Annotated in this window: 27 protein-coding genes; 18 read left to right on the top strand and 9 right to left on the bottom strand. The window is 72.4% G+C overall.

The window, feature by feature from the left end; genetic code table 11:
* The first annotated feature begins 50 nt into the window (after positions 1–50).
* Both ACH4MY_RS20420 and ACH4MY_RS20415 read left to right on the top strand, forming a co-directional pair.
* On the top strand, positions 51–623 hold the full coding sequence (locus tag ACH4MY_RS20420; protein ID WP_398004948.1) for a TetR/AcrR family transcriptional regulator: 573 nt from the start codon (positions 51–53) through the stop codon (positions 621–623).
* A gap of 114 nt (positions 624–737) precedes the next feature.
* A complete protein-coding gene (locus ACH4MY_RS20415; protein ID WP_398004946.1) occupies positions 738–2,936 on the top strand; it encodes an MMPL family transporter in 2,199 nt (732 codons plus the stop codon).
* Positions 2,937–3,005: 69 nt separating this feature from the next.
* Here ACH4MY_RS20415 and ACH4MY_RS20410 read toward each other — a convergent pair whose 3' ends face one another.
* Positions 3,006–3,365, bottom strand: coding sequence for an SsgA family sporulation/cell division regulator (locus tag ACH4MY_RS20410; protein WP_398004945.1), 360 nt, complete (start codon positions 3,363–3,365; stop codon positions 3,006–3,008).
* Between the two features lie 186 nt (positions 3,366–3,551).
* On the opposite strand from ACH4MY_RS20410, the gene ACH4MY_RS20405 reads away from it, so the two are divergent.
* The 7 genes from ACH4MY_RS20405 to ACH4MY_RS20375 all read left to right on the top strand — a co-directional run bounded on the left by ACH4MY_RS20405 (position 3,552) and on the right by ACH4MY_RS20375 (position 9,101).
* On the top strand, positions 3,552–4,595 hold the full coding sequence (locus tag ACH4MY_RS20405; protein WP_398004943.1) for an energy-coupling factor ABC transporter permease: 1,044 nt from the start codon (positions 3,552–3,554) through the stop codon (positions 4,593–4,595).
* Between the two features lies 1 nt (position 4,596).
* Positions 4,597–5,358 (top strand): cobalt ECF transporter T component CbiQ, encoded by a 762-nt coding sequence (gene cbiQ, locus ACH4MY_RS20400; RefSeq protein WP_398004941.1) that lies wholly within the window; start codon positions 4,597–4,599, stop codon positions 5,356–5,358.
* Positions 5,355–6,098 carry an energy-coupling factor ABC transporter ATP-binding protein gene (locus ACH4MY_RS20395; RefSeq protein ID WP_398004939.1) on the top strand — a complete coding sequence of 248 codons (744 nt, stop codon included), beginning with the start codon at positions 5,355–5,357 and terminating at the stop codon, positions 6,096–6,098. The genes cbiQ and ACH4MY_RS20395 overlap by 4 nt, the downstream gene beginning before the upstream one ends.
* 73 nt (positions 6,099–6,171) lie before the next feature.
* Positions 6,172–7,347, top strand: a complete 1,176-nt coding sequence (locus ACH4MY_RS20390) for a serine hydrolase domain-containing protein (protein WP_398004937.1) — start codon at positions 6,172–6,174, stop codon at positions 7,345–7,347.
* A gap of 133 nt (positions 7,348–7,480) precedes the next feature.
* A complete protein-coding gene (locus ACH4MY_RS20385; RefSeq protein WP_398004935.1) occupies positions 7,481–8,194 on the top strand; it encodes a hypothetical protein in 714 nt (237 codons plus the stop codon).
* A gap of 5 nt (positions 8,195–8,199) precedes the next feature.
* Positions 8,200–8,586 (top strand): helix-turn-helix domain-containing protein, encoded by a 387-nt coding sequence (locus tag ACH4MY_RS20380; RefSeq protein ID WP_398004933.1) that lies wholly within the window; start codon positions 8,200–8,202, stop codon positions 8,584–8,586.
* Positions 8,587–8,612: 26 nt separating this feature from the next.
* Positions 8,613–9,101: a YbaK/EbsC family protein gene (locus ACH4MY_RS20375; protein ID WP_398004931.1), complete on the top strand. Its 489-nt coding sequence runs from the start codon at positions 8,613–8,615 to the stop codon at positions 9,099–9,101.
* Positions 9,102–9,111: 10 nt separating this feature from the next.
* Here the strand turns inward: ACH4MY_RS20375 and ACH4MY_RS20370 are convergent, their stop codons facing one another.
* From ACH4MY_RS20370 to ACH4MY_RS20360, 3 genes are all read right to left on the bottom strand, one after another.
* A complete protein-coding gene (locus ACH4MY_RS20370; protein ID WP_398004929.1) occupies positions 9,112–9,729 on the bottom strand; it encodes a LysE family translocator in 618 nt (205 codons plus the stop codon).
* A gap of 96 nt (positions 9,730–9,825) precedes the next feature.
* Positions 9,826–10,038 (bottom strand): 2OG-Fe dioxygenase family protein, encoded by a 213-nt coding sequence (locus ACH4MY_RS20365; protein ID WP_398005303.1) that lies wholly within the window; start codon positions 10,036–10,038, stop codon positions 9,826–9,828.
* The gene (locus ACH4MY_RS20360) at positions 10,035–10,277 is read right to left on the bottom strand and encodes a 2OG-Fe dioxygenase family protein (RefSeq protein WP_398004927.1); all 243 of its coding nucleotides are present in this window, start codon (positions 10,275–10,277) and stop codon (positions 10,035–10,037) included. The genes ACH4MY_RS20365 and ACH4MY_RS20360 overlap by 4 nt, the downstream gene beginning before the upstream one ends.
* A 277-nt stretch (positions 10,278–10,554) precedes the next feature.
* On the opposite strand from ACH4MY_RS20360, the gene ACH4MY_RS20355 reads away from it, so the two are divergent.
* Positions 10,555–11,337, top strand: coding sequence for an SDR family NAD(P)-dependent oxidoreductase (locus ACH4MY_RS20355; RefSeq protein ID WP_398004925.1), 783 nt, complete (start codon positions 10,555–10,557; stop codon positions 11,335–11,337).
* A gap of 53 nt (positions 11,338–11,390) precedes the next feature.
* On the opposite strand, the gene ACH4MY_RS20350 is transcribed toward ACH4MY_RS20355, so the two are convergent.
* From ACH4MY_RS20350 to ACH4MY_RS20330, 5 genes are all read right to left on the bottom strand, one after another.
* Positions 11,391–12,242, bottom strand: coding sequence for an EamA family transporter (locus tag ACH4MY_RS20350; RefSeq protein WP_398004923.1), 852 nt, complete (start codon positions 12,240–12,242; stop codon positions 11,391–11,393).
* Entirely contained in the window at positions 12,239–12,733 is a 495-nt protein-coding gene (locus ACH4MY_RS20345) for a YbaK/EbsC family protein (protein WP_398004921.1), read from the bottom strand. Before ACH4MY_RS20345 ends, ACH4MY_RS20350 begins: the two co-directional genes overlap by 4 nt.
* Positions 12,734–12,789: 56 nt before the next feature.
* On the bottom strand, positions 12,790–14,436 hold the full coding sequence (locus ACH4MY_RS20340) for a penicillin-binding transpeptidase domain-containing protein (protein WP_398004919.1): 1,647 nt from the start codon (positions 14,434–14,436) through the stop codon (positions 12,790–12,792).
* A gap of 146 nt (positions 14,437–14,582) precedes the next feature.
* Positions 14,583–15,506, bottom strand: a complete 924-nt coding sequence (locus tag ACH4MY_RS20335; RefSeq protein ID WP_398004917.1) for a serine hydrolase — start codon at positions 15,504–15,506, stop codon at positions 14,583–14,585.
* Positions 15,507–15,695: 189 nt separating this feature from the next.
* Complete coding sequence (locus ACH4MY_RS20330) at positions 15,696–17,450, bottom strand: dolichyl-phosphate-mannose--protein mannosyltransferase (RefSeq protein ID WP_398004915.1); 1,755 nt, start codon at positions 17,448–17,450, stop codon at positions 15,696–15,698.
* A 52-nt stretch (positions 17,451–17,502) separates the two neighbouring features.
* On the opposite strand from ACH4MY_RS20330, the gene rsmI reads away from it, so the two are divergent.
* The 8 genes from rsmI (at position 17,503) to ACH4MY_RS20290 (ending at position 24,902) form a co-directional block, all read left to right on the top strand.
* Positions 17,503–18,390, top strand: a complete 888-nt coding sequence (gene rsmI / locus ACH4MY_RS20325; protein WP_398004913.1) for a 16S rRNA (cytidine(1402)-2'-O)-methyltransferase — start codon at positions 17,503–17,505, stop codon at positions 18,388–18,390.
* A gap of 139 nt (positions 18,391–18,529) precedes the next feature.
* Complete coding sequence (locus ACH4MY_RS20320; protein WP_398004911.1) at positions 18,530–18,946, top strand: hypothetical protein; 417 nt, start codon at positions 18,530–18,532, stop codon at positions 18,944–18,946.
* A 76-nt stretch (positions 18,947–19,022) separates the two neighbouring features.
* Complete coding sequence (locus ACH4MY_RS20315) at positions 19,023–19,892, top strand: TatD family hydrolase (RefSeq protein ID WP_398004909.1); 870 nt, start codon at positions 19,023–19,025, stop codon at positions 19,890–19,892.
* 72 nt (positions 19,893–19,964) lie between these two features.
* The gene (locus ACH4MY_RS20310) at positions 19,965–21,347 is read left to right on the top strand and encodes a ubiquitin-like domain-containing protein (RefSeq protein WP_398004907.1); all 1,383 of its coding nucleotides are present in this window, start codon (positions 19,965–19,967) and stop codon (positions 21,345–21,347) included.
* A gap of 90 nt (positions 21,348–21,437) precedes the next feature.
* Positions 21,438–22,310 (top strand): 16S rRNA (adenine(1518)-N(6)/adenine(1519)-N(6))-dimethyltransferase RsmA, encoded by an 873-nt coding sequence (gene rsmA, locus ACH4MY_RS20305; RefSeq protein ID WP_398004905.1) that lies wholly within the window; start codon positions 21,438–21,440, stop codon positions 22,308–22,310.
* Entirely contained in the window at positions 22,307–23,218 is a 912-nt protein-coding gene (locus ACH4MY_RS20300) for a 4-(cytidine 5'-diphospho)-2-C-methyl-D-erythritol kinase (RefSeq protein ID WP_398004903.1), read from the top strand. Before rsmA ends, ACH4MY_RS20300 begins: the two co-directional genes overlap by 4 nt.
* Positions 23,219–23,282: 64 nt before the next feature.
* Positions 23,283–23,543, top strand: a complete 261-nt coding sequence (locus ACH4MY_RS20295) for a hypothetical protein (RefSeq protein WP_398004901.1) — start codon at positions 23,283–23,285, stop codon at positions 23,541–23,543.
* 48 nt (positions 23,544–23,591) lie between these two features.
* Positions 23,592–24,902 carry an acyltransferase gene (locus ACH4MY_RS20290; RefSeq protein ID WP_398004899.1) on the top strand — a complete coding sequence of 437 codons (1,311 nt, stop codon included), beginning with the start codon at positions 23,592–23,594 and terminating at the stop codon, positions 24,900–24,902.
* Positions 24,903–24,974: the final 72 nt, after the last annotated feature.

Genomic DNA, 24,974 nt, shown 5'->3' with positions numbered 1-24,974 from the left:
GGGGTATCTTCTTACTGTACGAAACCGTTTCGTTCGACAGGAGTCCGGTCATGGCCCGCAGCAGGCTCACCCCAGAGCGTGAGTCCGAGCTGTACGGAGCCGTGCTCGACCTCCTGCGAGAGGTCGGCTACGACGCCCTCACCATGGACGCCGTCGCCGCCCGCACCCACTCCAGCAAGGCCACCCTCTACCGCCAGTGGGGGAGCAAGCCCGAGCTGGTCGCCAGGGCGCTGCGCGACAACAAGCCCGCCGATCTCTCGCAGATCGACACCGGCTCGCTGCGCGGCGACTTCCGGGAGATCTTCGACCGGACCGACGACTGTCAGATGGAGAAGGACTCCGCGCTGATGCGGGGCCTGGCCCATGCCGTCCACACCAACCCCGAACTGCACCGGGCGCTGCGCGAGCTGCTCATCGAACCCGAGATGAACGGCCTCCAAGAAGTGCTGCGCCGAGCGGTCCGCAGGGGCGAGATCGACGCCGGTAACCCGGCGCTGAAGCTCGTCCCGCACATGCTGATCGGTGCGTTCATCGCCCGCCCGCTGATCGAGGATCAGCCGGTCGACCGCGCCTTCCTCAGCGCCTATGTCGACGCCGTCGTGCTCCCCTCACTCGGCGTCTAGAGCCACCTCCCCAGCGCAGTACCCGCGGTACCCGCACCACCTGACGTCGCACCGCTCACGCCGTCGGGCCGGCTCCCCATGCCCTGACCCACCACGAAATGGGAGTACGCCCCCGTGGCCACGTTCCTGTACAAGCTGGGCCGTTCCGCCTTCCGGCGCCGACGGCTCGTCGCCCTCCTCTGGGTGGCCCTCCTGGCGGTCGCCGGGATCGGCGCCGCCACCGCGCCCGCACCGACCTCCGGCTCCTTCTCGATTCCCGGAACCGAGGCCCAGCGCGCCTTCGACCTGCTCGAAGAGCGCTTCCCGGGCGCCGGCGCCGACGGCGCCACCGCCCGCGTCGTCTTCAAGGCCCCCGAGGGCCAGAAGATGACCGACCCGGCGCACAAGGCCGTCGTCGAGGAGACCGTCTCCGCACTGAAGTCCGGCTCGGACCAGATCGTCTCGGTCACCGACCCGTACACCGCGAAGGCCGTCTCCCAGAACGGCTCCACCGCCTACGTCTCCGTCGCCTACAAGGTCAACTCGATGGAGCTGACCGACGAGACGCGCGAGGCGCTCACCCAGGCCGGGCACAACGCGCAGGGCAAGGGGCTGACCGTCGAGGTCGGCGGTGACGCCCTCCAGACCATGCCGGAGACCGGCGCGGGCGAGATCGTCGGTGTCGTCATCGCCGGCATCGTCCTCGTCCTGACCTTCGGCTCCCTCGTCGCCGCCGGACTTCCGCTGCTCACGGCGATCATCGGCGTCGGCATCGGAGTCTCGTCGATCGCGGCGCTCGCGAACGTCCTCGACCTCGGCTCCACCACCTCCACCCTCGCGATGATGATCGGCCTCGCGGTCGGCATCGACTACGCCCTCTTCATCGTCTCCCGCTACCGCGCGGAGCTGGCCGAGGGCCGCGAGAAGGAGGACGCCGCCGGCCGCGCGGTCGGCACCGCGGGCTCCGCCGTCGTCTTCGCCGGACTCACCGTCGTCATCGCCCTGGTCGGCCTCGCCGTCGTCAACATCCCGATGCTGACGAAGATGGGCTTCGCCGCCGCCGGCACGGTCGTGATCGCCGTGCTGATCGCGCTCACCCTGATCCCGGCACTGCTCGGCTTCGCCGGCGACAAGGTCGTCGGCCGCAAGCAGCGCAAGGCCGCGAAGGCCGGCGCCGCCGCCTCGACGGGCGACAAGAAGGCCGACAAGAAGGCCGACAAGCCGAACGGCGGCACCCGCTGGGCCCGCTTCGTCATCCGCCGCCCCGTCATGGTGCTGCTGATCGGCGTCCTCGGCCTCGGCGCGATCGCGCTGCCCGCCGCCTCCCTGGAGATGGGCCTCCCGGACGACGGCGTGAAGCCGACCTCCACCACCGAGCGCCGGGCGTACGACACGCTCTCGGACGGCTTCGGCCCCGGCTTCAACGGCCCGCTCCTCGTCGTCGTGGACGGCGACAAGGCGACCGCCGACAGGACCGTCTCCACCATCAAGGGCCTCGAAGGCTGGGCCGCCGTCACCCCGGCGACCCCGAACAAGGCCGGCGACGCCGCGATGATCACGGTGGTCCCGAAGGACCGCCCGTCCTCGGAGGCCACCGAGAGCCTCGTCCACGACATCCGGGACGCCACCGGCGACGACGTGCTCGTCACCGGCGCCACCGCGATGAACATCGACTTCTCGCAGAAGATGAACGACGCCCTGGTGCCGTACCTGGCCCTCGTCGTCGGCCTGGCCTTCCTGCTCCTGACCCTGGTCTTCCGCTCGGTCCTCGTCCCGCTGAAGGCGGCCCTCGGCTTCCTGCTCTCGGTGGTCGCGGCCCTCGGCGCGGTCGTCGCGGTCTTCCAGTGGGGCTGGCTCGGAAGCCTCTTCGGGGTCGAGCAGACCGGCCCGATCATGTCGATGATGCCGATCTTCATGGTGGGTGTCGTCTTCGGTCTCGCGATGGACTACGAGGTCTTCCTCGTCACCCGGATGCGTGAGGCGTACGTCCACGGGGAGCGTCCCGGGGAGGCGATCGTGACCGGCTTCCGGCACAGCGCCCGGGTCGTCACCGCCGCCGCGGTGATCATGATCGCGGTCTTCTCCGGCTTCATCGGGATGACGGACCAGATGATCAAGATGATCGGCTTCGGCCTGGCCGTCGCGGTCCTCTTCGACGCCTTCGTGGTCCGTATGGCGATCGTCCCGGCCGTGCTGGCGCTCCTCGGGCACAAGGCCTGGTGGCTGCCGAAGTGGCTGGACCGGATCCTGCCGAACGTGGATGTGGAGGGCGAGGGTCTCGCCCGGGCCACGGACGAGGCCCCGGGCTCGAAGCCGGACCTCGTGAAGGTCTGATCCTCGGAGCCTCAGGGCCTCGGAGTCCCAGGGCTTCGAGGCCCTGAGGGTCGGTCCGTGTGTACGCCGTCAGCGTGTCGACATCGACGTGCCGGCGGCGTACGTGTGGTTCAGGAAGCGGGTCAGGGCGGTGGTGTCGAACTGGACGACGGTGACCCCGTCGTCCCGGTGGAGCTCGACGACCGTCTGGACCCGGCCGCAGGGCCAGACGCCTATGTCGCCGCGGCGCGTCGGGGCGCGCAGTCCGGTCTCCAGGAGGCCGCGGGGGAAGGACCATTCGACGTCGCCGGGGAAGACGAAGCGGACGGTCGCGGGAGAGAACTCCGGGTCGTAGCGGAGGTCGACGGGGACGGGGCGGGAGAGCGGGGCGTCGCTGATGATCCGTCCTTTGGCGTGGTCCTCGACTTCACGGTCATCCAGGGCGCGCATGGAAGTGCTCCTCACAGCCGTTTCCTTCAGTCCTCGCTATACCTAATGTCCCACTATTTCCCAGTGGGGCCCAGGTCATGCCTGGGCGGATACGAGTGTGGGCGGGGTCACGCGCCCCCGGGCGCCGCTGTTCTGTGATGCGTGCGCTCTTGCAAGTCCTTCGCAAGAGCGCTCATCATTCGGGACGTGCATGTACCTGACGGATTCATCAACGCCCCTGTATCGGTCGCCGCCGGTGTCGTCGCCGCCGGCGCCGTCGCCGTGAGCCTGCGCGGGGCACGGCGGGAGCTGGACGAGCGGACGGCCCCCCTCGCCGGCCTCGTCGCGGCCTTCATCTTCGCCGTGCAGATGCTGAACTTCCCGGTCGCCGCCGGGACCAGCGGACACCTCCTCGGCGGCGCGCTCGCGGCGATCCTCGTCGGCCCCTGGACCGGCGTCCTGTGCATCGCCGTCGTCCTGCTCATGCAGGGCATCCTCTTCGCCGACGGCGGCCTCACCGCCCTCGGCGTGAACATCAGCGTCATGGGTGTCGTCACCGTCGTCGTCGCCTACGCGCTCTTCCGCGGCCTCGTCCTGCTGCTGCCGCGCACCCGCGCCTCGGTGACCGCGGCCTCCTTCGTCGCCGCGCTCGTCTCCGTACCGGCCGCCGCCACCGCGTTCACCGCCCTCTACGCGCTCGGCGGCACCACCCACGTACCGGTCGCCAAGGTCCTCACGGCCATGGTCGGCGTACACACCCTCATCGGCATCGGCGAGGCCGTCATCACCATGCTGACCGTCGGCGCGGTCGTCGCCGTCCGCCCCGACCTGGTCCACGGCGCCCGCGGACTGACCGCCCCCCTCAAGCTCCGCGTCGGCGGCGAGCTGGTCGACGCGGCACCGGCCGCCGCTCCCGGGCCCGCGGCCGGCTCCCGCTCCCGCTCCCCGAGGAAGGTGTGGATCGGTGGTCTCGTCACCGCCCTCGTCCTCGCCGGCTTCGTCTCCTTCTACGCCTCCGCCAGCCCCGACGGCCTGGAGAAGGTCGCCGCCGACAAGGGCATCGACGCCAAGGCCGAGGACCACGCCGCCGCCGGCTCCCCCCTCGCCGACTACGGCGTCAAGGGCGTCGAGGCCCCCCGGCTCTCCGGCGGCCTGGCCGGCGTGATCGGCGTGGGTGCCACCCTCGCCGTCGGCACCGGCGCCTTCTGGGTCGTCCGCCGACGCCGTACCCACGCCGAAGCGACGGCCTGACATGGGAGCGGGGCACGCCCACAAGCTCTACCGGCACGCGCACTCGCCGGTCCACGAGCTGCCCCCGCACACCAAGCTCGCCGCGGTCCTCGGCTTCGTCGTGGTGGTCGTCTCGACCCCCCGCGAGGCCGTCTGGGCCTTCGCCGCCTACGCCGCGCTCCTCGCGGTCGTCGCGGCGAAGGCCCGGGTCCCGGCCGGCTTCCTGCTCAAGCGGCTCCTCATCGAGGTGCCGTTCGTCGCGTTCGCGGTGCTCATGCCCTTCGTGGTCCCCGGCGAGCGGACCACCGTTCTCGGGGTGTCGCTGAGCGTCCCCGGACTGTGGGGCGCCTGGAACGTCCTCGCCAAGGGCACCCTCGGCGTCGCCGCCTCCGTCCTCCTCGCCTCCACCACCGAACTGCGCGCCCTGCTCCTCGGGCTCCAGCGGCTCAAGCTGCCCCCGCTGCTCGTCCAGATCGCCTCGTTCATGATCCGGTACGGCGATGTCATCACCGACGAGATGCGCCGGATGTCCGTCGCCCGCCGCTCGCGCGGCTTCGAGGCGCGGGGCGTCCGCCACTGGGGCGTCCTCGCCAAGTCGGCGGGCGCGCTCTTCATCCGCTCGTACGAGCGCGGGGAACGGGTCCATCTCGCGATGGTCAGCCGGGGCTACACGGGCACCATGCCGGTCATCGACGAGGCGACCGCGACCCGCGCCCAGTGGACGTACGCCGCCGCGCTCCCGCTCACCGCACTCCTGATCTGCCTCCTGGGATGGACCCTATGACCGCCCCCTCGCTCGAAGTGACCGGCCTCGCGTACGCGTACCCCGACGGCCACCAGGCCCTCTTCGGCGTCGACCTGACCGTCGGGCGCGGCGAGCGGGTCGCCCTGCTCGGCCCCAACGGCGCCGGCAAGACCACCCTGGTCCTCCACCTCAACGGCATCCTCACCGGCGGCGCGGGCGGTGTCACCGTCGCCGGGCTCCCCGTCGGCAAGAAGCACCTCGCCGAGATCAGGCGCAAGGTCGGCATCGTCTTCCAGGACCCCGACGACCAGCTGTTCATGCCGACCGTCCGCGAGGACGTCGCCTTCGGCCCGGCGGCGGCGGGCCTCCGGGGCGCCGAGCTGGAGGCCGTCGTCCGCACGGCCCTCGACCGCGTCGGGATGGCGGAGTACGCGGACCGGCCTCCGCACCACCTCTCCTTCGGACAGCGCCGCAGGGTCGCCGTCGCGACCGTCCTCGCCATGGAGCCGGAGATCCTCGTCCTCGACGAGCCCTCCTCCAACCTGGACCCGGCCTCGCGCCGCGAGCTCGCCGACATCCTCCGGGCGCTCGACGTCACCGTCCTCATGGTCACCCACGACCTGCCGTACGCCCTGGAGCTCTGCCCGCGCGCGGTGATCCTCAGCGAGGGCGTCATCGCCGCCGACGGGCGGACCGGCGAGATCCTCGCCGACGAGGAGCTGATGGCCCGGCACCGCCTGGAGCTGCCGTTCGGCTTCGTACCGGGTTCCGTCGTCTGACACCCCCGGAATCCGGCCCTTGCCGCCCGCGTTGCACCATGGGGGGTCGGATCGGCGAGTGAGGAGTGGGGACGTGGACGTCCAGGGCACGGTGGCGGCGGGCTGGGAGCCGGTCAGGGACGCGTTCCTGCGCAACTTCGAACAGCGCGGCGAGCGGGGCGCGGCCGTCGCCGTCCACCACGACGGCGTGCCCGTCGTCGACCTGTGGGCGGGCGCCAGGGACGTCGAGGGCGACGTGCCGTGGGCCGAGGACACCGCCCAGGTCGTCCGCTCGGCCACCAAGGGCGTCGCCGCCGTCGTCCCCCTGCTGCTCCACCAGCGCGGTCTGCTCGACCTGGACGCCCCGGTGGCCGCGTACTGGACCGAGTTCAAGGCCGCCGGCAAGGACCGCGTGACCGTACGGCAGCTGCTCGCGCACCGGGCCGGCGTCCCCGTCCTCGACCGGCCGCTCACCCTCGCCGAGGCCGTCGACCTGGAGAACTCGACCCGCGCCGTGGCCGCCCAGGCCCCCGTCTGGGAGCCCGGCACCGCCCACGGCTACCACGCCCACACCTTCAGCTGGCTGCTCTCCGGCCTGGTCCACCGGGTCACCGGCCGCACCATCGGCCGGTGGGTCGCCGAGGAGATCACCGGCCCCCTCGGCCTCGACCTGTGGATCGGACTTCCGGACGCGGAGGCCCACCGCGTCGGCCGCCTCGGCCCCGTCGAGGAGATCGAACCGCCCGGCAGCGGCGCCCTCAAGCTCCGTCCCAAGCGCTCCGTCACCGAGGCGTACCAAGACCCGGCCTCCCTCACCCGCCGTGCCTTCGGGGTGATCGACCCCAAGCCCGACGAGAACGACCCGGTGTACCGGGCCGCCGAGCTGCCCGGCTCGGCCGGTGTGGCGACCGCCCGCGCCCTCGCCCACTTCTACGCGGCCACCCTCGGCCCCGTGGACGGCGCCGGGCGCCTCCTCACCCCCGAGAGCCTCACGCTGGCGCGGACCGAGGAGTCGGCGGGCGCGGACCGGGTGCTGCTCGTCGGCACCCGCTTCGGCCTCGGCCACATGCTGCACGGCCCGGCCTCGCCGCTGTTCGGCCCGTCGTCCTTCGGGCATCCCGGCCGCGGCGGCTCGCTCGGCTTCGCGGACCCCGACTCCGGGATCGCCTTCGGCTACGTGACGAACGGCATGCGCAAGACGGTCACGGCGGATCCGCGCGCACAGTCGCTGGTGAGGGCGGTGCGGTCGGTGACGGACCCGGGCCACTGAGCGGGCCGCACCGCCCCCGACCTGACATTCTGAGCCGCCGACGCACCGGACCATGATCATCAGGGAGTTAGCGTGTGGCCGCTCCACCGTCCGGTGGACCAGGCGCACGGGGGCGCATGTGATCGAGATTCCGTTGACGACTTCCGAACGCGGGACCATTCGGATCGCCGACAGCAGACTCTGGGAGACCTTCGGCAGCATCGGACTGCTGTCCTCGCACCGGGGGCTCGCTCCCTGGCCGTACACCAACTGGGGCCGGGCCGCGCGGCGTGCGCTGATGCGGGCCGACATCGTTATCCCGGGGTGGCTCGTCCACCTCCACCGGGCCGGCGGCGGAACCCTCCCGCCGTTCCTCCTCCCCGTCCCGTCCTCGGCCCGGCGGGCCGACCTCGCGGAGGAGATCGCGTTGCTCCGTGCCGTGTCCCCGGCCCGGGTGCGCGAGGAGCTGGAGCAGTGGTTCCCGCGGGGCGTCCCCGTCGAGGTGCGCCCGCTGTACGTGGATCCGGCGGCGCGGATCGCCGAACTCGCCGCCTTCCTCCCCCGCTACCGGCAGGCCGCCCTGGACCCGTACGAGGTGTCCCTGCGGGCCGTCACGGAGGACGACATCCTCCTCCGGGCCCGCGTCCTCGCCACTCAGGGCCCGGACCGGCTCCTCGGCACCCTGAGCGGGCGGCTCTCGCGGCGCGGCGACGTCCTGCGGCTGAACGTCGGGGCCTCCGGAGGGTTCGCGCCCGGCGGTGCCGCGGCGGGCAGGGTCGCGGCGGTGACCGGAGTGTCCCGCATCGTGCTCGTACCCCTGGTGTTCGGCCGGGGGCGTCCCTCCTCGCCTGCGCCCCGAACGGTGTGACGGCCGTGTCGTACCAGGCGGAGGGGGCCGCCGTACTCGCCGCCGAGACACCGTCGGGAGGACCGGCCGGCGGACGGACCGGTGGGCGGGCAGGCGGCCGGGCCGACGAATCCGCGCGCGGCGACCGGCTGGAGATCCTGCTCGGCCGCAGCCGGGCCGGCGTCGTCCGCGCTCTCCTCGCGCCGACCACCACATCGGACCTCGCGGCGACGCTCGGACTCGCCCCGAGCACCGTCTCCGAACACCTCACCTCCCTGGTGGCCGCGGGAGTGGTGCGCCGTCGCAGGGCGGGTGTACGGGTGCTGTACGAACTCGACGGCGCGGGTGTCGTGCTGCTCAGGCAGCTGGACAACGGGCGTAGGGTCAACGCGCCCTCGTACGAAATCAGTTGAAAAACCCGGCAACACGGAGGAACGCCATGAACGACAACGCCACCTACGAGAAGCTGCTCGCCCTGCTGGACGAGCGCGGGGCCGCGTACCGGGTGATCGAGCACGCCCCCGAGGGCGGCACCGAGGCGGTCAGCGCGCTGCGGGGCCACACCCTCTCCGAGGCGGCCAAGTGCATCATCGCCATGGTGAAGATCGGCAAGAAGGAGAAGCGCTTCGCCCTCGTCGTCGTCCCCGGTGACCGGCGGATCGACCTGGGCGCGGTGAAGGCGCTGTACGGCGGCACGTACGTCTCGTTCGCCTCCCCGGAGATCGCGGAGGACCTCGCGGGTTCGCCGAGCGGCACGATCCTGCCCTTCGCCTTCGACGAGCGGCTCGAACTGCTCGTCGACCCCGACCTGTTGACGCACACCGAGTTCTACTTCAACGCGGCGCGGCTGGACCGCTCGATCGCCCTGTCGGCGGAGGACTACCGGGCGATCGCCGAGCCGCGCGTGGAGCGGGTCTCCACCGACTGAGGACCCGCCGTCACGCCATGGAGGGCGTCAGCGCGAGCACCATCCCCAGGCCGACGAGCACGGTGCCGATGACCTTGTTGAGCACCGTCTGCCGCTTCAACAGGCGGGACCGCAGGCTCTGGTTGGAGAAGAGGACCGCGGCCAGCGCGAACCAGGCCAGGTGGGCGAACGACATGAAGAGCCCGTAGCCGACCTGCTGGAAGACAGGGGTGTCGGCGCTGACGACCTGCGTGTACGTGCTCAGCACGAACAGCATCGTCTTCGGGTTGAGCGCGTTCGTCAGGAAGCCGGTGCGCAGCGCGCCGGCCTTCGAGAGCCCGCCGTCGTCGGAGAGGTCGATGTCCACCTGCGCCTTGGTGACGAACGTCTTGTACCCGATGTACACCAGATAAGCGGCGCCGATCAGTTTCATCGCCGTGAAAAGCATCGGGGTCCGGGACACCAGAAGTCCCACGCCCAGCATCGTATAAGTGACGTGGACGAGCACGCCCAGGGCAATTCCGACCGCAGCGAGAACGCCGGCCGTCCTGCCGTACAGATAGCTGTTGCGGACGGTCATCGCGAAATCCGCGCCGGGGCTGATGACAGCCAGAATGGTGATGACCGCCACGGCGATGAGCTGACCCATGTACCCGTTCTTCCCGTCTTATCGCTCAAAGGGTGAGCGGCTGCGAGGGGGCGTGCCTCCGCGGACGCCGCCGCCCCCTCGCAACCGCGTCTGACATCAGGGCTTGTGACGGTAGGTGATGACCAGCACGTCGCGCGAGGCCGGGGTGGCGGGATCGATCTGCTCGATCGGCGAGACGCCGTGGTAGACGCGCTCGTCGTTGACGAGAGCCAGGTCGAGCGGGTCGGTCAGGGAGAACTTCTCGACCGGCTGCCTGTCCAGGTTGAAGACGGTGCTCTCGCCGCCGGTGGCGTTCGAGCGGCCGATCATCGCCACCGGGCCACACCGCCGTTGAGCGTGTTGTAGTCGAGCCCCTGGTAGTGCGGCCGGTGCTCCTCGACGACGTAGTCGGCGCTCGCCCGGGGCGCGCTCAGCGTGGCGTGCCGGCGCCGGCGGTAGCGGCCGCCGTCCGCCATGTAGCTGTCCAGCGGCATCCGGGTCCAGCTCTCGCGGAAGGGCTCCAGATCGTCGAGGGCGGTCGCGGACCGCTGGACGAGAAGCTGCTTCACCTTGTCGCCGGAGATCAGCTCGAAGCTCCGGGAGGAAAGGGACTCGGCTATTTCCTCTACGCCGGACTGGTACGAAGACGTGGTTTCCCCCTGATGAAATGCGTGGTCGTCGGCGAAGACGATCGTGTTATTCGCGCCAGGGGTGTGTCAAAGTCTTCCGGTCCTGGCCGAATTGCCGTGGCCGCGATTTCTTCGCACAAGGAGGAGACGGCGATTGATGAACGGGATGTCACGGACGGCTGGCGCGGGGAGGGGCCCGGATGCTGAGATCGATCCCATGGACCTGAGGGAACGCTTCGGCGGATACGCGGTACTGATCACGGGCGCGGCGCGCGGCATCGGCGCGGCCACGGCGCGACGCCTCGCGGCGGAAGGGGCGCGCGTCCTGGTCACGGACGTCGACGAGGCGGAGGCGCGCAGGACGGCGGCGGAGATACCGGGCGCGGAGTACCGGTACTGCGACGTGGGCGACCAGACGTCGGTGGACGAGGCGACGGCCTACGCCGTGCGGACCTTCGGCCGCCTGGACGTCCTGGTCAACAACGCCTTCGGCCCCGTGGCCCCCGACCGGGACCGCTTCGAGGACGAGCCGGACGAGATCTGGAGCAGCCAGCACGACATCACCTTCATGGGCGCCGTCCGCTGCTCCCGGGCGGCGCTCCCGCACCTGGCCGAGGCCGGTGGACGCGGGGCGATCGTGACCATCGGCTCGGTCAACGCCGAGGCGGACTTCGGCAATCACGCCTACAGCGCGGCGAAGGCCGGCCTCGCGTCCCTCACCCGCACCCTGGCGGGCGACGCGGCGCCGCGCGGCGTCCGGGTGAACCAGATCAACCCCGGCACGATCGCCACGACGGCCTGGGAGGGCAAGGCCCCCCAACTGGCGGCCCTGGCCGACCGCGTCTACCCCCTGTCCCGCGTGGGCACCCCGGAGGACGTGGCGGCGGCGGTGGCCTTCCTGGCCTCCCCGGACGCCTCCTGGATCACCGGCACGGTCCTCCGCGTGGACGGCGGCCTGCTCGCCGTGAACACCCACTTCGCGGAGGTACTGGGGGACTGAGGGGGTGTCGGGCCCGCGCGTGGTGCCCGCCCCCGCGCGGGCGACCGGCCGCCTCAGCCCGCGTGCAGCATCAGCCCGATGCCCACCACCATCAGGCCCGCCGCCGCGACCCTCGGGCCGCCGAAGCGCTCCTTGAAGAAGAGGGCTCCTATCGCCGCGCCCACGATGATCGAGGACTCGCGGAGGGCGGCGATCGGGGCCAGGGGGGCCTTCGTCTGGGCCCAGAGGACCAGGGCGTAGGCACTGACCGAGAGGGCGGCGCCCAGCAGGCCCCGGGCCGCGTGCGGGCGGAGCTGGGGGAGGAGCGCGGCGCGGCGGGTCCAGAGGGCGTACGCCGGGATCGCCAGGCCCTGCAGGATCATCAGCCACGCGATGTAGCCCAGCGGGGAGCCCGAGGCCCGCACCCCGACGCCGTCCACCACCGTGTACAGGGCGATCGAGAGGCCCGTCGCCCCCGCCGCGAGCAGCGCCGGCCACGGCGGCCGGCCGCCCCGGCCCCGGATGCCCCACACGGCCAGCCCCGACAGGCCCGCGCACGCCACCGCGACCCCGAGCAGCTGCCAGCCGCCCGGGATCTCGTCGACGAAGACCGCCGCGAGGGCCGTCACGATCAGCGGGGCCGTACCGCGGGCGATCGGATACATCTGGCCGAAGTCGCCGAGCGTGAACGAGCGCATGAGCAGGGCCATGTAGCCGATGTGCAGCAGCGCCGAGACCACCAGGTACGGCCACGCCCCCGCCGCCGGCAGGGGCGCGAAGCAGGCGGCGACCACGGAGATCAGGAGGCCGCCGCCCGAGATCAGGGTGAACGAGACGAGCTGGTCCTTGATGTGGTGCGCGATCGCGTTCCAGCTCGCGTGGGTGACGGCGGCGACGAGGACGGCGAGGGTGACGACCGGGGTCACGCCGAGGGCTCGCGGACGTCCACCAGGGTGCCGCCGGCGTGGGCGACCAGGGTCTTCGGGTCGAGGGCGAAGACCGTGTGCGGCGTGCCCGCCGCCGCCCACACGACCGCGTGGTCGAGGAGGCCCCGGTCGGCGAGGACCCGCGTCCGGGTGAGGTGCCCGAACGGCGGGACGCCCCCGATCGCGTACCCGGTGGTCTCCCGGACCACCTTCGCGTCCGCCCGGGTCACCTTCTCGGCGCCCAGCTCCTCCCGTACCCGCTCGACGTCCACCCGGGAGGCGCCGTCCATCAGGACCAGGACCGGCACGCCGTCGGCCGCGAAGATCAGCGACTTCACGATCTCCGACACCGCGCAGCCGATGGCCTCGGCGGCCTGCTGCGCGGTGCGGGTCTCGTCCGGGAAGCGGCGGATCTCGACGTCGAGCCCCGACGCGTCGAGCGCGGCGGCGAACCGGGGGTGGGCGAGGGAGGTGATGTCGTCAGCGGTCATGGCCCGCACGCTAGCGGTAGCTGTACTGGCCACGCGACCGGGTTCCGAGGGGTGGGTCAGCCGGCCCGCAGCACCTTCGCCACCACCGGTCCCGCGGCGTCGCCGCCGTGGCCGCCCTCCTGGACCACCGCGGCCGCGGCGAGGTCGCCGGAGTAGCCGGTGAACCAGCTGTTGGAGGTGGCCTGCGCGTCGACCTCGGCGGAGCCGGTCTTCGCGCCCTTCGGGGAGGCGAGTCCGGACATCGCGCGGACCGCGGTGCCGTCCGGCGCCGTCGCCGCCGCGTTCATCATCGTCCGCAGCCCCGAGGCGACGGAGCGGGAGAGCGGTTCGGCCTTGGCGAACTCGCGGTCGTCGAGGTCCCGCGCCACCAGGTACGGCTGGAGGAAACCGCCGTTCTTCACGGTCGCGGAGAGCGAGGCGACGTTCAGGGCACTCATCGTGATCTTGCCCTGGCCGATGTACGAGGCGGGTGTCTCGCTGCCGGCCGACTCGGGGACGCTGCCGTCCGCCGCCGGGACGCCCACCTGCCAGGTCTGGCCGATGCCGAAGGAGTCGCGGGCGGTGTCGCCGAGGGCGGTGTCGGCGATTCCCTTGTCGCTGAGGGTGCTGATCGCCTTGATGAAGGCGGTGTTGCAGGACCGGCGGAAGGCCTCGGTGAGAGTGCCGTCGCTGATGCTGAACTTCTTGAGGTTCTGGAAGGTGGCGCTCCTCGACAGGACGGTGGAAGGACACTCGACCTTGGTCTCGGGCGTCGCCAGACCGTTCTGCATCATCATCGCGGCCGTGACGATCTTCATCGTCGAGCCGGGGGCCTGAGCCCCCTGGAACGCGATGTTGTAGTCCGTGGCCGGGTTGTTGGCGACTGCCCGGATCGCGCCCGTCGACGGCTCGATCGCGGCCACCGAGGCGCTTTCGTACTCCTTGACCGCCTTCTCCGCCGCCGCCTGGACGTCCGCGTCGATCGTGGTCCTCAGCGTCCCGGGCCGGCCCGTCGACAGGACGAGGAGGGTGGAGTCGGGCACGGACGCGTTGCCCGAGTCGATCCACGTCTCGACGCCGGTCTCTCCGCCCGCCTTCGCCCCGTACCGCTCGCGCAGGGTGTCCAGAATGGGCCTCAGGGAGGGGTACTTCGCGGCCGTCAGCTCGCCGCCGTTCCGGTCGACGGCCTTCACGGGGGCCGTCTTCGCGACGCCCGTACGCACCGTGGCGTCGGCGGTGAGGAGCTTCGGGTGGAGCACGGACGGCGCCCACTTCACGAGCGCCCGGCCGGTGGTCTGCCCCCGGACCACGGTCAGCCGGGAGCTGTACGACCAGGGCTTCGACACGTCCTCGTACGTGATCGTGGCCTTGACCGTGAACGGCACGGTCGCCCCGACCGGCGTCCCCGGCGTGATCACGGCCTCCGTGACGCGCGCGCCGTCGCGGTAGGCCGCCACGGCCGGACCTGCCGAGACCGGGTCATTCGTCAGCTGCCCGGCCTTCTCCGGCTCCCCGGCGGCCCAGGCCGCCAGGAAGTCCCGCGCGGTGGACGTGACTTCCTCGCCCGTGACGGGCCCGGTTCTGGGCGCGTCGCCGGCCTTGGTCCCGACGGACGTCTCACCGCCCGTGACGCCGTTCCAGAGGTTGTAGCCCCCGTACCCGACCCCGCCCGCCACGACGGCGAACACACCCCCGACTATCGCGACCTTGGCTCCACTGCGCATGACTGCGATTCCCTCCCCGTGTGGACCCTCGAGTCAAGCAGCCGTCACTTGAGTGTGTCGAGCAACTTCCGTCTTCTCCGTCACACTTGGGGCCTGCCGGAGGGCGGGGCGGCCGGAGATCGCTGTCGGACGTCCGCCGGCAGTCCTCAGCGCATGGGCACCGCGACGAACGCCTCCTTGGGAGTGACGGTCGGCATGTAGCGGGACGCGGCGTACGCGGTCGGGATCAGATCCCGGTGGATCACCTTGGACACGGCCTGGATCGTGGCCACGCCGTAGTTCATCGTGCTGTTGCCGTCGGTGAGCACGGTGACGGTGTAGTCGTGGCCGCCGCCCTTGAACGCGCCGATGCTGTGCACGCGCCAGCCGCGGGTGGCGCGCTGCAGCCAGCCGTTCTTGACGTGCACGGACACCGAGGAGGGCGCGCCGGCGGGCGTCCCCCACTTCTGCGAGGTGACGACCTGCCCCATGAGCTTGAGGATGTAGGTGCGGGAGCCGTCGGTCAGGACGGTGTTCTTGGCGGTGATCAGCGAGAGCAGCCGCTGCTCGTCGGTGACGTTGATCCGGGTGAGCCCCCAGTAGCCGCCGGACCCCGGCACCGTCCGCGTCATGCCGGCGGCCGCCAGGAAGCCCTTCACCTTGGTGACGCCGAGCTGGTTCCACAGGGAGGTGGTGGCCGCGTTGTCGGACTTGGTGATCATGGCCGTGGCGAGGCCGGACTCGCGTGAGGTCAGATACCGGTTGGTCTTCTTGGCGTCCCAGAGGAGCGTGGCGAGGACGGTCACCTTCACGACGCTGGCCGAGTCGTACGCGGTCGTCGCGCGCAGAGTGCAGGTGGTGTTCGTGGTGCGGTCGCGCAGGCCGACGGCGACGGTACCGCCGCGCGTGGCGAGGGCGGCGGTGATGTCCCTCTGAAGCTTGGCGGCGAGCCCGGCCTTGCCGGACGTGCAGCTGACCTGCGGCGCGGTGGCGGCGGAAGCGGGTGCCGCGCCCGCGGCGACGGGCACGAGCAGCCCGGCGAGGGCCACGGCCGGAAGCGCGCGGGCACGCAGCGATATGTGGTGAGTCATGCGGGTCCCCCTGGAGACGAAACGAACGCGCCTGCGGCGCACTCGCCCTACATGACCCCTGAGTCGTACGGATGGTTGTACGAATCCCGCGAAACCGAGGGAGGGGGCGCCCTCGTGGTCGCCGGCAGCCACCGACAACAACCGAGAGGGCGCGACCGTCGGTCGCGCCCTCTCGTCGCAATTCCCCCGCTACACCCAGGTGTCGAGCCACATCCGATTGCGCCACTGGTCCAGCGGAATGGGAGTGCCGGTGTAGATGGGCCAGAAATAGATGAAATTCCAGACGATGAGCAGGACGATGCAGCCCGCCGCCACCGCGCCGAATGTGCGGCGTCTTTCCGATGAACCCGCCGGGCCGATGATCGCGCCCAGCATCATCGCCACGGCCAGACACAGGAACGGAACGAATACCACCGCGTAGAAGAGGAAGATCGTGCGTTCCTGGTAGAGGAACCACGGGACCCAGCCGGCGGCGATCCCGCACGCGATGGCGCCCGCGCGCCAGTCGCGGCGGAAGGCCCAGCGCCAGAGGATGTAGAGGATCGCGAGGCACGCGGCCCACCAGAGCAGCGGGGTGCCGAGGGCCAGGACCTCCGCGGCGCACTTCCCCTTCGCGGACGCCGGGCAGCCGCCGGTGCCGGGGGCGGGGGACTCGTAGAAGTACGAGACGGGGCGGCCGAGGACGATCCAGGACCAGGGGTTCGACTCGTACGTGTGCGGCGAGGTCAGGCCCACGTGGAAGGAGTAGACCTCGGACTCGTAGTGCCAGAGGCTGCGCAGCCACTGCGGCAGCCAGCCCCAGGTCCCGCCGCCGTCCAGCTTGTCCTGGTCGGCGGCCCAGTGCCGGAAGTAGCCCTTGTCGCTGACGATCCAGCCGGTCCAGGTCACCAGGTAGGTGGCGATGGCCACCGGCACCACCGACACGAACGCCGGGACCAGGTCCTTCTTGATCACCGCGAGGTACGGGCGGACGGCGCCGGCCGTACGGCGCCCGCCGACGTCCCACAGGACCGTCATCAGGCCGAAGCCCACCATGACGTACAGACCGTTCCACTTGGTCGCCGCCGCGAGGCCCAGCATCACGCCGGCCGCGATCCGCCACGGCCGCCACCCCAGGCGCAGGGTCTCCGCGATCTCCGCGTCGGGCCGCAGCACCCCCTCCTCGTCCTCGGGGAGCGCGCCCGCGAGCCGCTTCCGGGTCCGGTCGCGGTCGAGGACCAGGCAGCCGAAGGAGGCGAGTACGAAGAACATCAGCACCTGGTCGAGGAGCGCGGTGCGGCTCATCACGAAGTGCAGACCGTCGACGGCGAGCAGCAGGCCCGCCAGGCAGCCCAGGAACGTCGAGCGGAAGAGCCGCCGGCCGATCCGGCACAGCATCAGGACCGACAGCGTGCCGAGCAGCGCCACCATGAAGCGCCAGCCGAACGGCTCGAAGCCGAACATCTTCTCGCCGAGGCCGATCATCCACTTGCCCATCGGGGGGTGGACGACATACCCGGGGTCGGTGGGGATCAGCACCGCGCCGGGGTCGTTCAGGATCGTCTTGTCGATGTCCTTCGGCCAGGCCCCCTCGTACCCCTGGTTGATCAGGGCCCACGAGTCCTTGGCGTAGTACGTCTCGTCGAATATCACCGCGTGCGGCTTGCCCAGGTTCCAGAACCTCAGCAGCCCCGCGACCGCCGTGACCAGGAGCGGACCGCCCCAGGCCATCAGCCGCCAGAGCCGCTCGGCCCGGTCGGGGCCCAGGCCGAGGAGCGACATGAGGCGCTCGGACGGCCGGGTGTACGAGGGGACGAGCCGCTGTCGCAGCCCGATGCGGGCGGAGCTGCCGGCGGGCGGCACATAGCCGAAACGCCGCAGCCGCTTTTGCCACGAAGAGGGCTCTGCCACGGGCTCTGCCATGGGGTGCTGGCCCTCCAGGGCCTCGGGTGCGGTACTGGTCACCGCGCCATCGTAGGGAACGCGCCTGTGCACGTCGCCTCTCCGGGCTGGGAGGATGGGCCGTGTGACAGGAACGCTGGTACTCGCAGGGACCCCCATCGGTGACATCGCGGACGCTCCGCCCCGACTCGCCACCGAACTGGAGAACGCGGACATCGTGGCCGCCGAGGACACCCGGAGGCTGCGCGGACTGACCCGGGCCCTCGGCATCCACACCACGGGCAGGGTCGTCTCCTACTTCGAGGGCAACGAGTCGGCCCGTACGCCGGAACTCGTCGAGGCCCTGGTGGGCGGCGCCCGGGTGCTCCTCGTGACCGACGCGGGCATGCCGTCCGTCTCGGACCCCGGCTACCGGCTCGTCGCCGCCGCCGTCGAGCAGGACATCAAGGTGACGGCCGTCCCCGGCCCGTCCGCCGTCCTCACCGCGCTCGCCCTCTCCGGGCTGCCCGTGGACCGCTTCTGCTTCGAGGGCTTCCTGCCGCGGAAGGCGGGCGAGCGTCTCGGGCGGCTGCGTGAGGTCGCCGACGAGCGCCGCACCCTCGTCTACTTCGAGGCCCCGCACCGGCTCGACGACACGCTCGCCGCGATGGCCGAGGTCTTCGGCGCCGAGCGCCGGGCCGCCGTCTGCCGCGAGCTGACCAAGACGTACGAGGAGGTCAAGCGCGGCCCGCTGGCCGAGCTCGCGGCCTGGGCGGCCGAGGGCGTGCGGGGCGAGATCACCGTCGTCGTCGAGGGCGCCCCCGAGACCGGACCCGCCGAGCTCTCCGCGGAGGAGCTGGTGCGCAGGGTGCGGGTGCGCGAGGAGGCGGGGGAGCGGCGCAAGGAGGCGATCGCCGCGGTCGCCGCCGACGCGGGGCTTCCCAAGCGGGAGGTCTTCGATGCGGTGGTGGCGGCAAAGAATGCGGCTGGACCGGTCCCCGGAAACGGTAAAGGACTAACCTGAAAGGCAAAGGCGGACCCGGCGCGGGGACCCCTGGAAGGGCCCTTGGCAAGGGAAGTCCCAAATACCTTCCATGGTTCGCCCCGCGCTGATGCGCTCCGGCCCGAAAAGGCGTCCACTGGATCAGTGGAGAGGAGCTGGAATGTCCGAGATCACCGGCACCGGCATATCCGTCGCCCATGAGGCGTACGCCTTTGCCTGCATGCGCTGTGGATACGGCTGGGAGCAGGCGTACGACATTGAGCACCACGTCGACGCCGCCGGCCACAATTTCGTCGTCTACAAGGCCGACGGGGAGCGGGTTCCGTCCCCGCTGTCCAGTCCCACCTGCATGAACTGCGGCGGCCACGTCGTCCGGATCATGCGCGCGGGGCAGGTGTCGTCCGTGCTCGACCTGATCGCCGCGACGGAGAAGCACCGGCGCGGATCCAAGGAGACCAAGCCGATCGGAATGGCCGGCCCCATCGGGCAGGACCTGACGGAGGGGACCGACGAGCCGCCGGTGCCGCACCACTGGCACCTTTCCGACCTGCTGCACCCCTTCAGGCGCCACCAGTGACCGGCTCCCGGCGCCGGCCCCGGCCCTACGGGTAACCGCGCGCACGGGCACTCATGACCCTCGTACGATCGGGGTCATGAGTGCCAAGGACGCCCCGCCGCCGCTGCCCGAACCCCTCCTCGTGGAGGTCGCGGACTCGCACACCCACCTGGACCTCCAGTCCGGGACCGTCGAGGAGGCCCTGGTCAAGGCCGCCGCCGTCGGGGTGACCACGGTCGTGCAGGTCGGCTGCGACGTGAAGGGCTCCCGGTGGGCCGCGGAGACCGCCGCCGCCCACGAGCACGTGCACGCGGCCGTGGCCCTGCACCCCAACGAAGCGCCCCGGATCGTCCTCGGCGACCCCGACGGCTGGTCCCGGCAGGGAGCCCGCGAGGGCGGCGGGGACGCCGCCCTGGACGACGCGCTCACCGAGATCGACCGGCTCGCCGCCCTTCCGTACGTCCGCGGCGTCGGCGAGACCGGCCTCGACTTCTTCCGTACGGGCCCCGAGGGCATCGCCGCGCAGGAGCGTTCCTTCCGCGCGCACATCGAGATCGCCAAGCGGCACGGCAAGGCGCTCGTCATCCACGACCGCGAGGCCCACGCCGACGTGCTGCGCGTCCTGGACGAGGAGGGCGCCCCCGAGCGGACCGTCTTCCACTGCTACTCCGGCGACGCCGCCATGGCCGAGATCTGCGCCGCGAAGGGCTACTACATGTCCTTCGCCGGCAACGTCACCTTCAAGAACGCCCAGCACCTCAGGGACGCGCTCGCCGTCGCCCCGCTGGAGCTCGTCCTCGTCGAGACCGACGCCCCCTTCCTCACGCCGGCGCCCTACCGCGGCCGCCCGAACGCCCCCTATCTGATCCCGGTCACCCTCCGGGCGATGGCGGAGGTGCGCGGGATCGGGGATAACGAGATGGCCGAGGCGATCGCGGTGAACACGGCCCGCGCCTTCGACTACTGATCCATAACGATTACGTGTAGTGGTCGCGTCGCTCCGCTGGGTGACGCGGCCCGGGGCTAGGGTCCCGGCCTCGTGAGCACTTCCCAGGGCAGTCACCGAGCGGGGCGGCGGGGCGCGACCCTCCCCGTCCACGAGCAGCCGACCCAGGCGGCGCCGCTCGTCGTCCCCACCGCCGGGACCGGCACGACCCCCGGAGCCGGCGGCGAGCGGGGCTACGGCCCAGCCCCCGGCCGTGGGTACGGCTCCGGCGCCGACGGGGGCGACGGCCCCGCCCCCGGACAGGGGTACGCCGCCGTCCCCGGACAGGGCTCCCGTGCCGGCTCCCGGCGTGCCGCCAGGCGCCGCAAGGCGTCCGGGCCCGCCGGGGAGAGCCTGCGCCGGCTCGTCCCGCAGGCCCTCGTCGTCGCCTTCCTCGCCGGCGGCACCAGTGCCTTCGTCGCCGACGACAAGGCCGTCCGGCTCTCCGTCGACGGCGTCCCGCGCACCCTGCACACCTTCGCCGACGACGTCGACGAGCTCCTCGCCGACGAGGGCCTGGCCGTCGGCGCCCATGACATCGTCGCCCCGGCCCCCGCCGAGGCGCTGGCCAGCGGCGACGAGATCGTCGTCCGCTACGGTCGCCCGGTCGCCCTCACCGTGGACGGGCAGCGCCGTCAGGTGTGGACGACCGCACGGACCGTCGAGGGGGCGCTGCGCCAGCTCGGGGTCCGCGCGGAGGGCGCGTACCTCTCCGTCTCCCGGGGCGCCGCCATCTCACGCCAGGGCCTCTCCCTCGACGTGCGGACCGAGCGGGCGGTCACCTTCCTCGCCGACGGACGCGAGCGGACCGTCCGCACGAACGCCGCCACCGTCCGGGAGGCGCTCGCCGAGGCGGGGATCACCCTCTCCGCGCAGGACGCCACCTCCGTCGCCCCCGGCTCCTTCCCGCGCGACGGCCAGACGGTCACGGTGCTGCGGATCACCGGCTCGAAGCAGACGCGCGAGGAGGCCGTGCCGTACGCCGTGGAGCGGACCCGCGACCCCGAGCTGTTCGCCGGTACCGAGGTCGTCGAACGGCAGGGCTCCGCCGGCGTGCGCCGCGTCACGTACAGCCTGCGGACCGTCAACGGCGTCCGGCAGAGGCCCCGCCGGATCGGCGAGGAGATCGTCCGCGAACCCGTCAGCCGTCTGGTGCGGGTCGGCACCAGGGCGCTGCCGACCTCCGTCACCGGAGCCGACGGCCTCGACTGGGGCGCGCTCGCCGCCTGCGAGTCCGGCGGGCGTCCGGACGCCGTCGACCCCTCGGGGACGTACGGCGGGCTCTACCAGTTCGACCCCGGCACCTGGCGGTCCCTCGGCGGCAGCGGCACCGCGCAGAACGCGCCCGCCGCCGAGCAGACGTTCCGGGCGAAGAAGCTCTACGTGCAGCGGGGGGCGAGCCCGTGGCCCCACTGCGGCAGGCGGCTGCACGGGTGAGACGGGGTGAGACGGGGTGAGACGAGGTGAGACGGCGTGAGGCGGGGTGAGTCGTAGGGCTGCCCCACGGGCGCCCCGTAGGCTGTACCGGTGAGCACCACCACCGGCCCCGAAAGCCCCGACGCCCTCCTCGGCCCCGCCGACATCCGTGAGCTGGCCGCCGCCCTCGGCGTACGCCCCACGAAGCAGAAGGGCCAGAACTTCGTCATCGACGCCAACACCGTCCGGCGGATCGTCCGCACGGCCGAGGTGCGGCCCGACGACGTGGTCGTGGAGGTGGGGCCCGGACTCGGCTCCCTCACCCTCGCCCTCCTGGAGGCCGCGGACCGGGTGACGGCCGTCGAGATCGACGACGTGCTCGCCGCCGCGCTGCCCGCCACGATCGCCGCCCGCATGCCCGCGCGCGCCGACCGCTTCGCGCTCGTGCACTCCGACGCGATGCAGGTCCAGGAGCTGCCGGGACCGGCGCCGACCGCGCTCGTCGCGAACCTGCCGTACAACGTCGCCGTGCCCGTCCTGCTCCACATGCTGGAGCGGTTCCCGAGCATCGAGCGGACCCTCGTCATGGTCCAGGCGGAGGTCGCCGACCGGCTGGCCGCCAAGCCGGGCAACAAGGTGTACGGCGTGCCGTCGGTGAAGGCGAACTGGTACGCGGAGGTCAAGCGCGCCGGTTCCATCGGCCGCAACGTCTTCTGGCCCGCGCCGAACGTCGACTCCGGGCTCGTCGCCCTGGTCCGCCGCAGCGAACCCCTGGCGACCACCGCCACCCGCAAGGAGGTCTTCGCCGTCGTCGACGCGGCCTTCGCGCAGCGCCGCAAGACCCTGCGCGCGGCCCTCGCGACCTGGGCGGGCTCGCCCGCGGCGGCGGAGGAGGCCCTGGTGAAGGCCGGGATCTCGCCGCAGGCGCGCGGCGAGGCGCTGACGGTGGAGGAGTTCGCCCGGATCGCGGAGGCGAAGGCGTGACCGCCGCGGGAAGCGTCACCGTCCGCGTCCCCGCCAAGGTCAACGTCCAGCTCGCGGTGGGCGCCGCCCGCCCCGACGGCTTCCACGACCTGGCCAACGTCTTCCTCGCCGTGTCCCTGTACGACGAGGTCACCGCGACCCCCGCCGCCGGGCTGACCGTCACCTGCGAGGGCCCGGACGCCGACAAGGTGCCGCTCGACCGCAGCAACCTGGCCGCCCGGGCCGCCGAGCTGCTCGCCGCCCGGCACGGCATCTCCCCGGACGTGCACCTGCACATCGCCAAGGACATCCCGGTCGCCGGCGGCATGGCCGGCGGCAGCGCGGACGGCGCGGGCGCCCTGCTCGCCTGCGACGCGCTGTGGGGCCTGGACTCCTCCCGCGAGGAACTCCTGGAGATCTGCGCCGAGCTCGGCAGCGACGTGCCCTTCAGCCTGGTCGGCGGGGCGGCACTCGGCACCGGGCGCGGCGAGAAGCTCACCGCGCTGCCGGTCGGCGGCGACTTCCACTGGGTGTTCGCGGTCGCCGACGGCGGGCTCTCGACCCCGGTGGTGTTCGGCGAGTTCGACCGGCTCACCGAGGGCGTCGAGGTCCCCGAACCGGCGGCCTCCCCGGTCCTCCTGGACGCCCTGCGCACCGGCGACACGGCCGCCCTCGCGGCCGCCCTCGCCAACGACCTCCAGCCGGCGGCGCTCTCCCTGCGCCCCTCGCTGGCCGCGGCCCTGGCGGCGGGCACGGACGCGGGGGCACTCGCGGCCCTGGTCTCCGGCTCGGGTCCGACGACGGCGTTCCTGGTGAAGGACGCGGAGGCCGCGGAGACGGTCGCCGCCGCCCTGACCGCCTCCGGAACCTGTCGCACCGCGCGCACGGCGACGTCCCCGGCGCGGGGCGCGGTCGTCCTGCCGGCCTGACACCTTCCGGCCCTCTTCATCTGCCGTCCCGGGCCCGTCGGCCCGGCAGGGCCCGGGGTATCGCATGATCAAGCACATCAAGCACCTGCGGAGGCCGGAGTCCCGCCCCTTGCGGAGGATGCTGGGCAACGGCGCCCAGTTCGTGTTCTTCGCCGCGTACGGCGTGACGGACCTCCGCTCCGAGGATCCGCCGCTCGACGGGTTCTGGTACTGGTTCGCCGCCGCGGGCCTCGTCTTCCTGATGATCGCCGGCTACCGCGGCGCCGCGGTAGCCGCGCGCGAGTGGCGCGAGCAGCGCCGTGACGGGTACTCACCCGCCGGTTGAGTATCCGCGCCCTGTCGGCCACCGGCTCCCCCGCGGGACCGTACCGGCATGGAAAGCAGCAGAAGCCGCCCGAGCGCGCGTGACCTCGCCGCCGCGACGCCGGCGAGCCGGGACCGTTACGTCGACCTGCTCCGGGTCGCCTCGCTCGGTGTCGTGGTGCTCGGGCACTGGCTGATGGCCGCCGTCACCGCCGACGGGCAGGTCGGGAACCTCCTCGCCGTCGTGCCGGAGCTCCAGGTGGTGACCTGGCTGTTCCAGGTGATGCCGGTGTTCTTCTTCGTCGGCGGCTTCTCGCACGCCCTCGCCCACCGCTCCCGCCCGCAGTACGCGGCCTTCCTGCGGGCCCGGCTCCAGCGGCTGCTGCGGCCGACGATGGTCTTCGTCGGGGTCTGGGGCGCCGCCGCGCTCGTCCTCCAGCTGTCGGGGGCCGACGGCGGCCTCACCGGGGTCGCGCTGCGGCTGGTCACCCAGCCGCTCTGGTTCATCGGGATCTACCTGGCGATGGTCGCGTTCACCCCGCCGCTGCTGCGGCTGCACGAGCGGTGGGGGTGGGGCGCGTTCGCGGTGCTCGCGGGCGGCGCGGTCGCGGTGGACGTGCTGCGGTTCGCGGCGCACGTCCCGTTCGTCGAGTTCCTGAACTTCGCGTTCGTGTGGCTCGCGGTGCACCAGCTCGGCTTCCTGCGCGCCGACGGCATGATCCGCCGCCCCGCGCTGCTCGCCGGCGCGGGTCTGCTCGGCGCGACCGCGCTCGTCGCCCTCGGGCCGTACCCGCTGTCGATGGTGGGGATGCCCGGCGAGAAGGTCTCCAACATGGCTCCGCCGACCCTCGCCCTGCTCTGTCACGGCCTGTGGCTGGTCGGCGCGGTCGAGCTGCTGAGGGGCCCGGGGGCGCGGCTCGTCGCCCGCGCCTCGGTGTGGCGGGCGGTGGTCGCCGCCAACGGGATCGCGATGACGGCCTTCCTCTGGCACCTGACGGCCATGCTCGGGGTGTACGGGGCGATGCTCGGCCTCGGGCGGGAGCTGCCGGCCCCGGCGACGGGCGCGTGGTGGGCGCAGGTCCCGCTGCGGTTCGCGGCCGCGGCCGTCCTCACGGCCCTGCTGGTCGCCGCCTTCCGCCGCTTCGAGGCCCCGGTTCCGGCCGTCCCGGCGACCGGTGAGGGCGGCCCGGTCGCGGCCGTCGGCATCACCCTCGCCCTGCTGGGCGTCCTCGGCCTCTCGCTGACGGGCTTCGCCGGGCTGCTGACGGGCCACTCGGCCACCCTGATCGCCGTCCCCGTCACGGCCCCGGCGGCCGTCGCCCTGGCCCTGGCGGGCTGGCTCCTGGTGGAGCGGGCGGGGCGCGGGCGGCGGCACGGCTGACGGCGGGGCGGGCCGTCGAGGCGCTCGTCGTCGACGGCCGCGGTCAGGGACGTACCCTGGAACGTCGATCGA

This window comes from Streptomyces sp. NPDC017246, from assembly GCF_044331325.1.
GTDB lineage: Bacteria > Actinomycetota > Actinomycetes > Streptomycetales > Streptomycetaceae > Streptomyces.
Note: the sequence above shows the minus strand (reverse complement) of the source record. Positions and strands in the feature narration are given on the sequence as shown.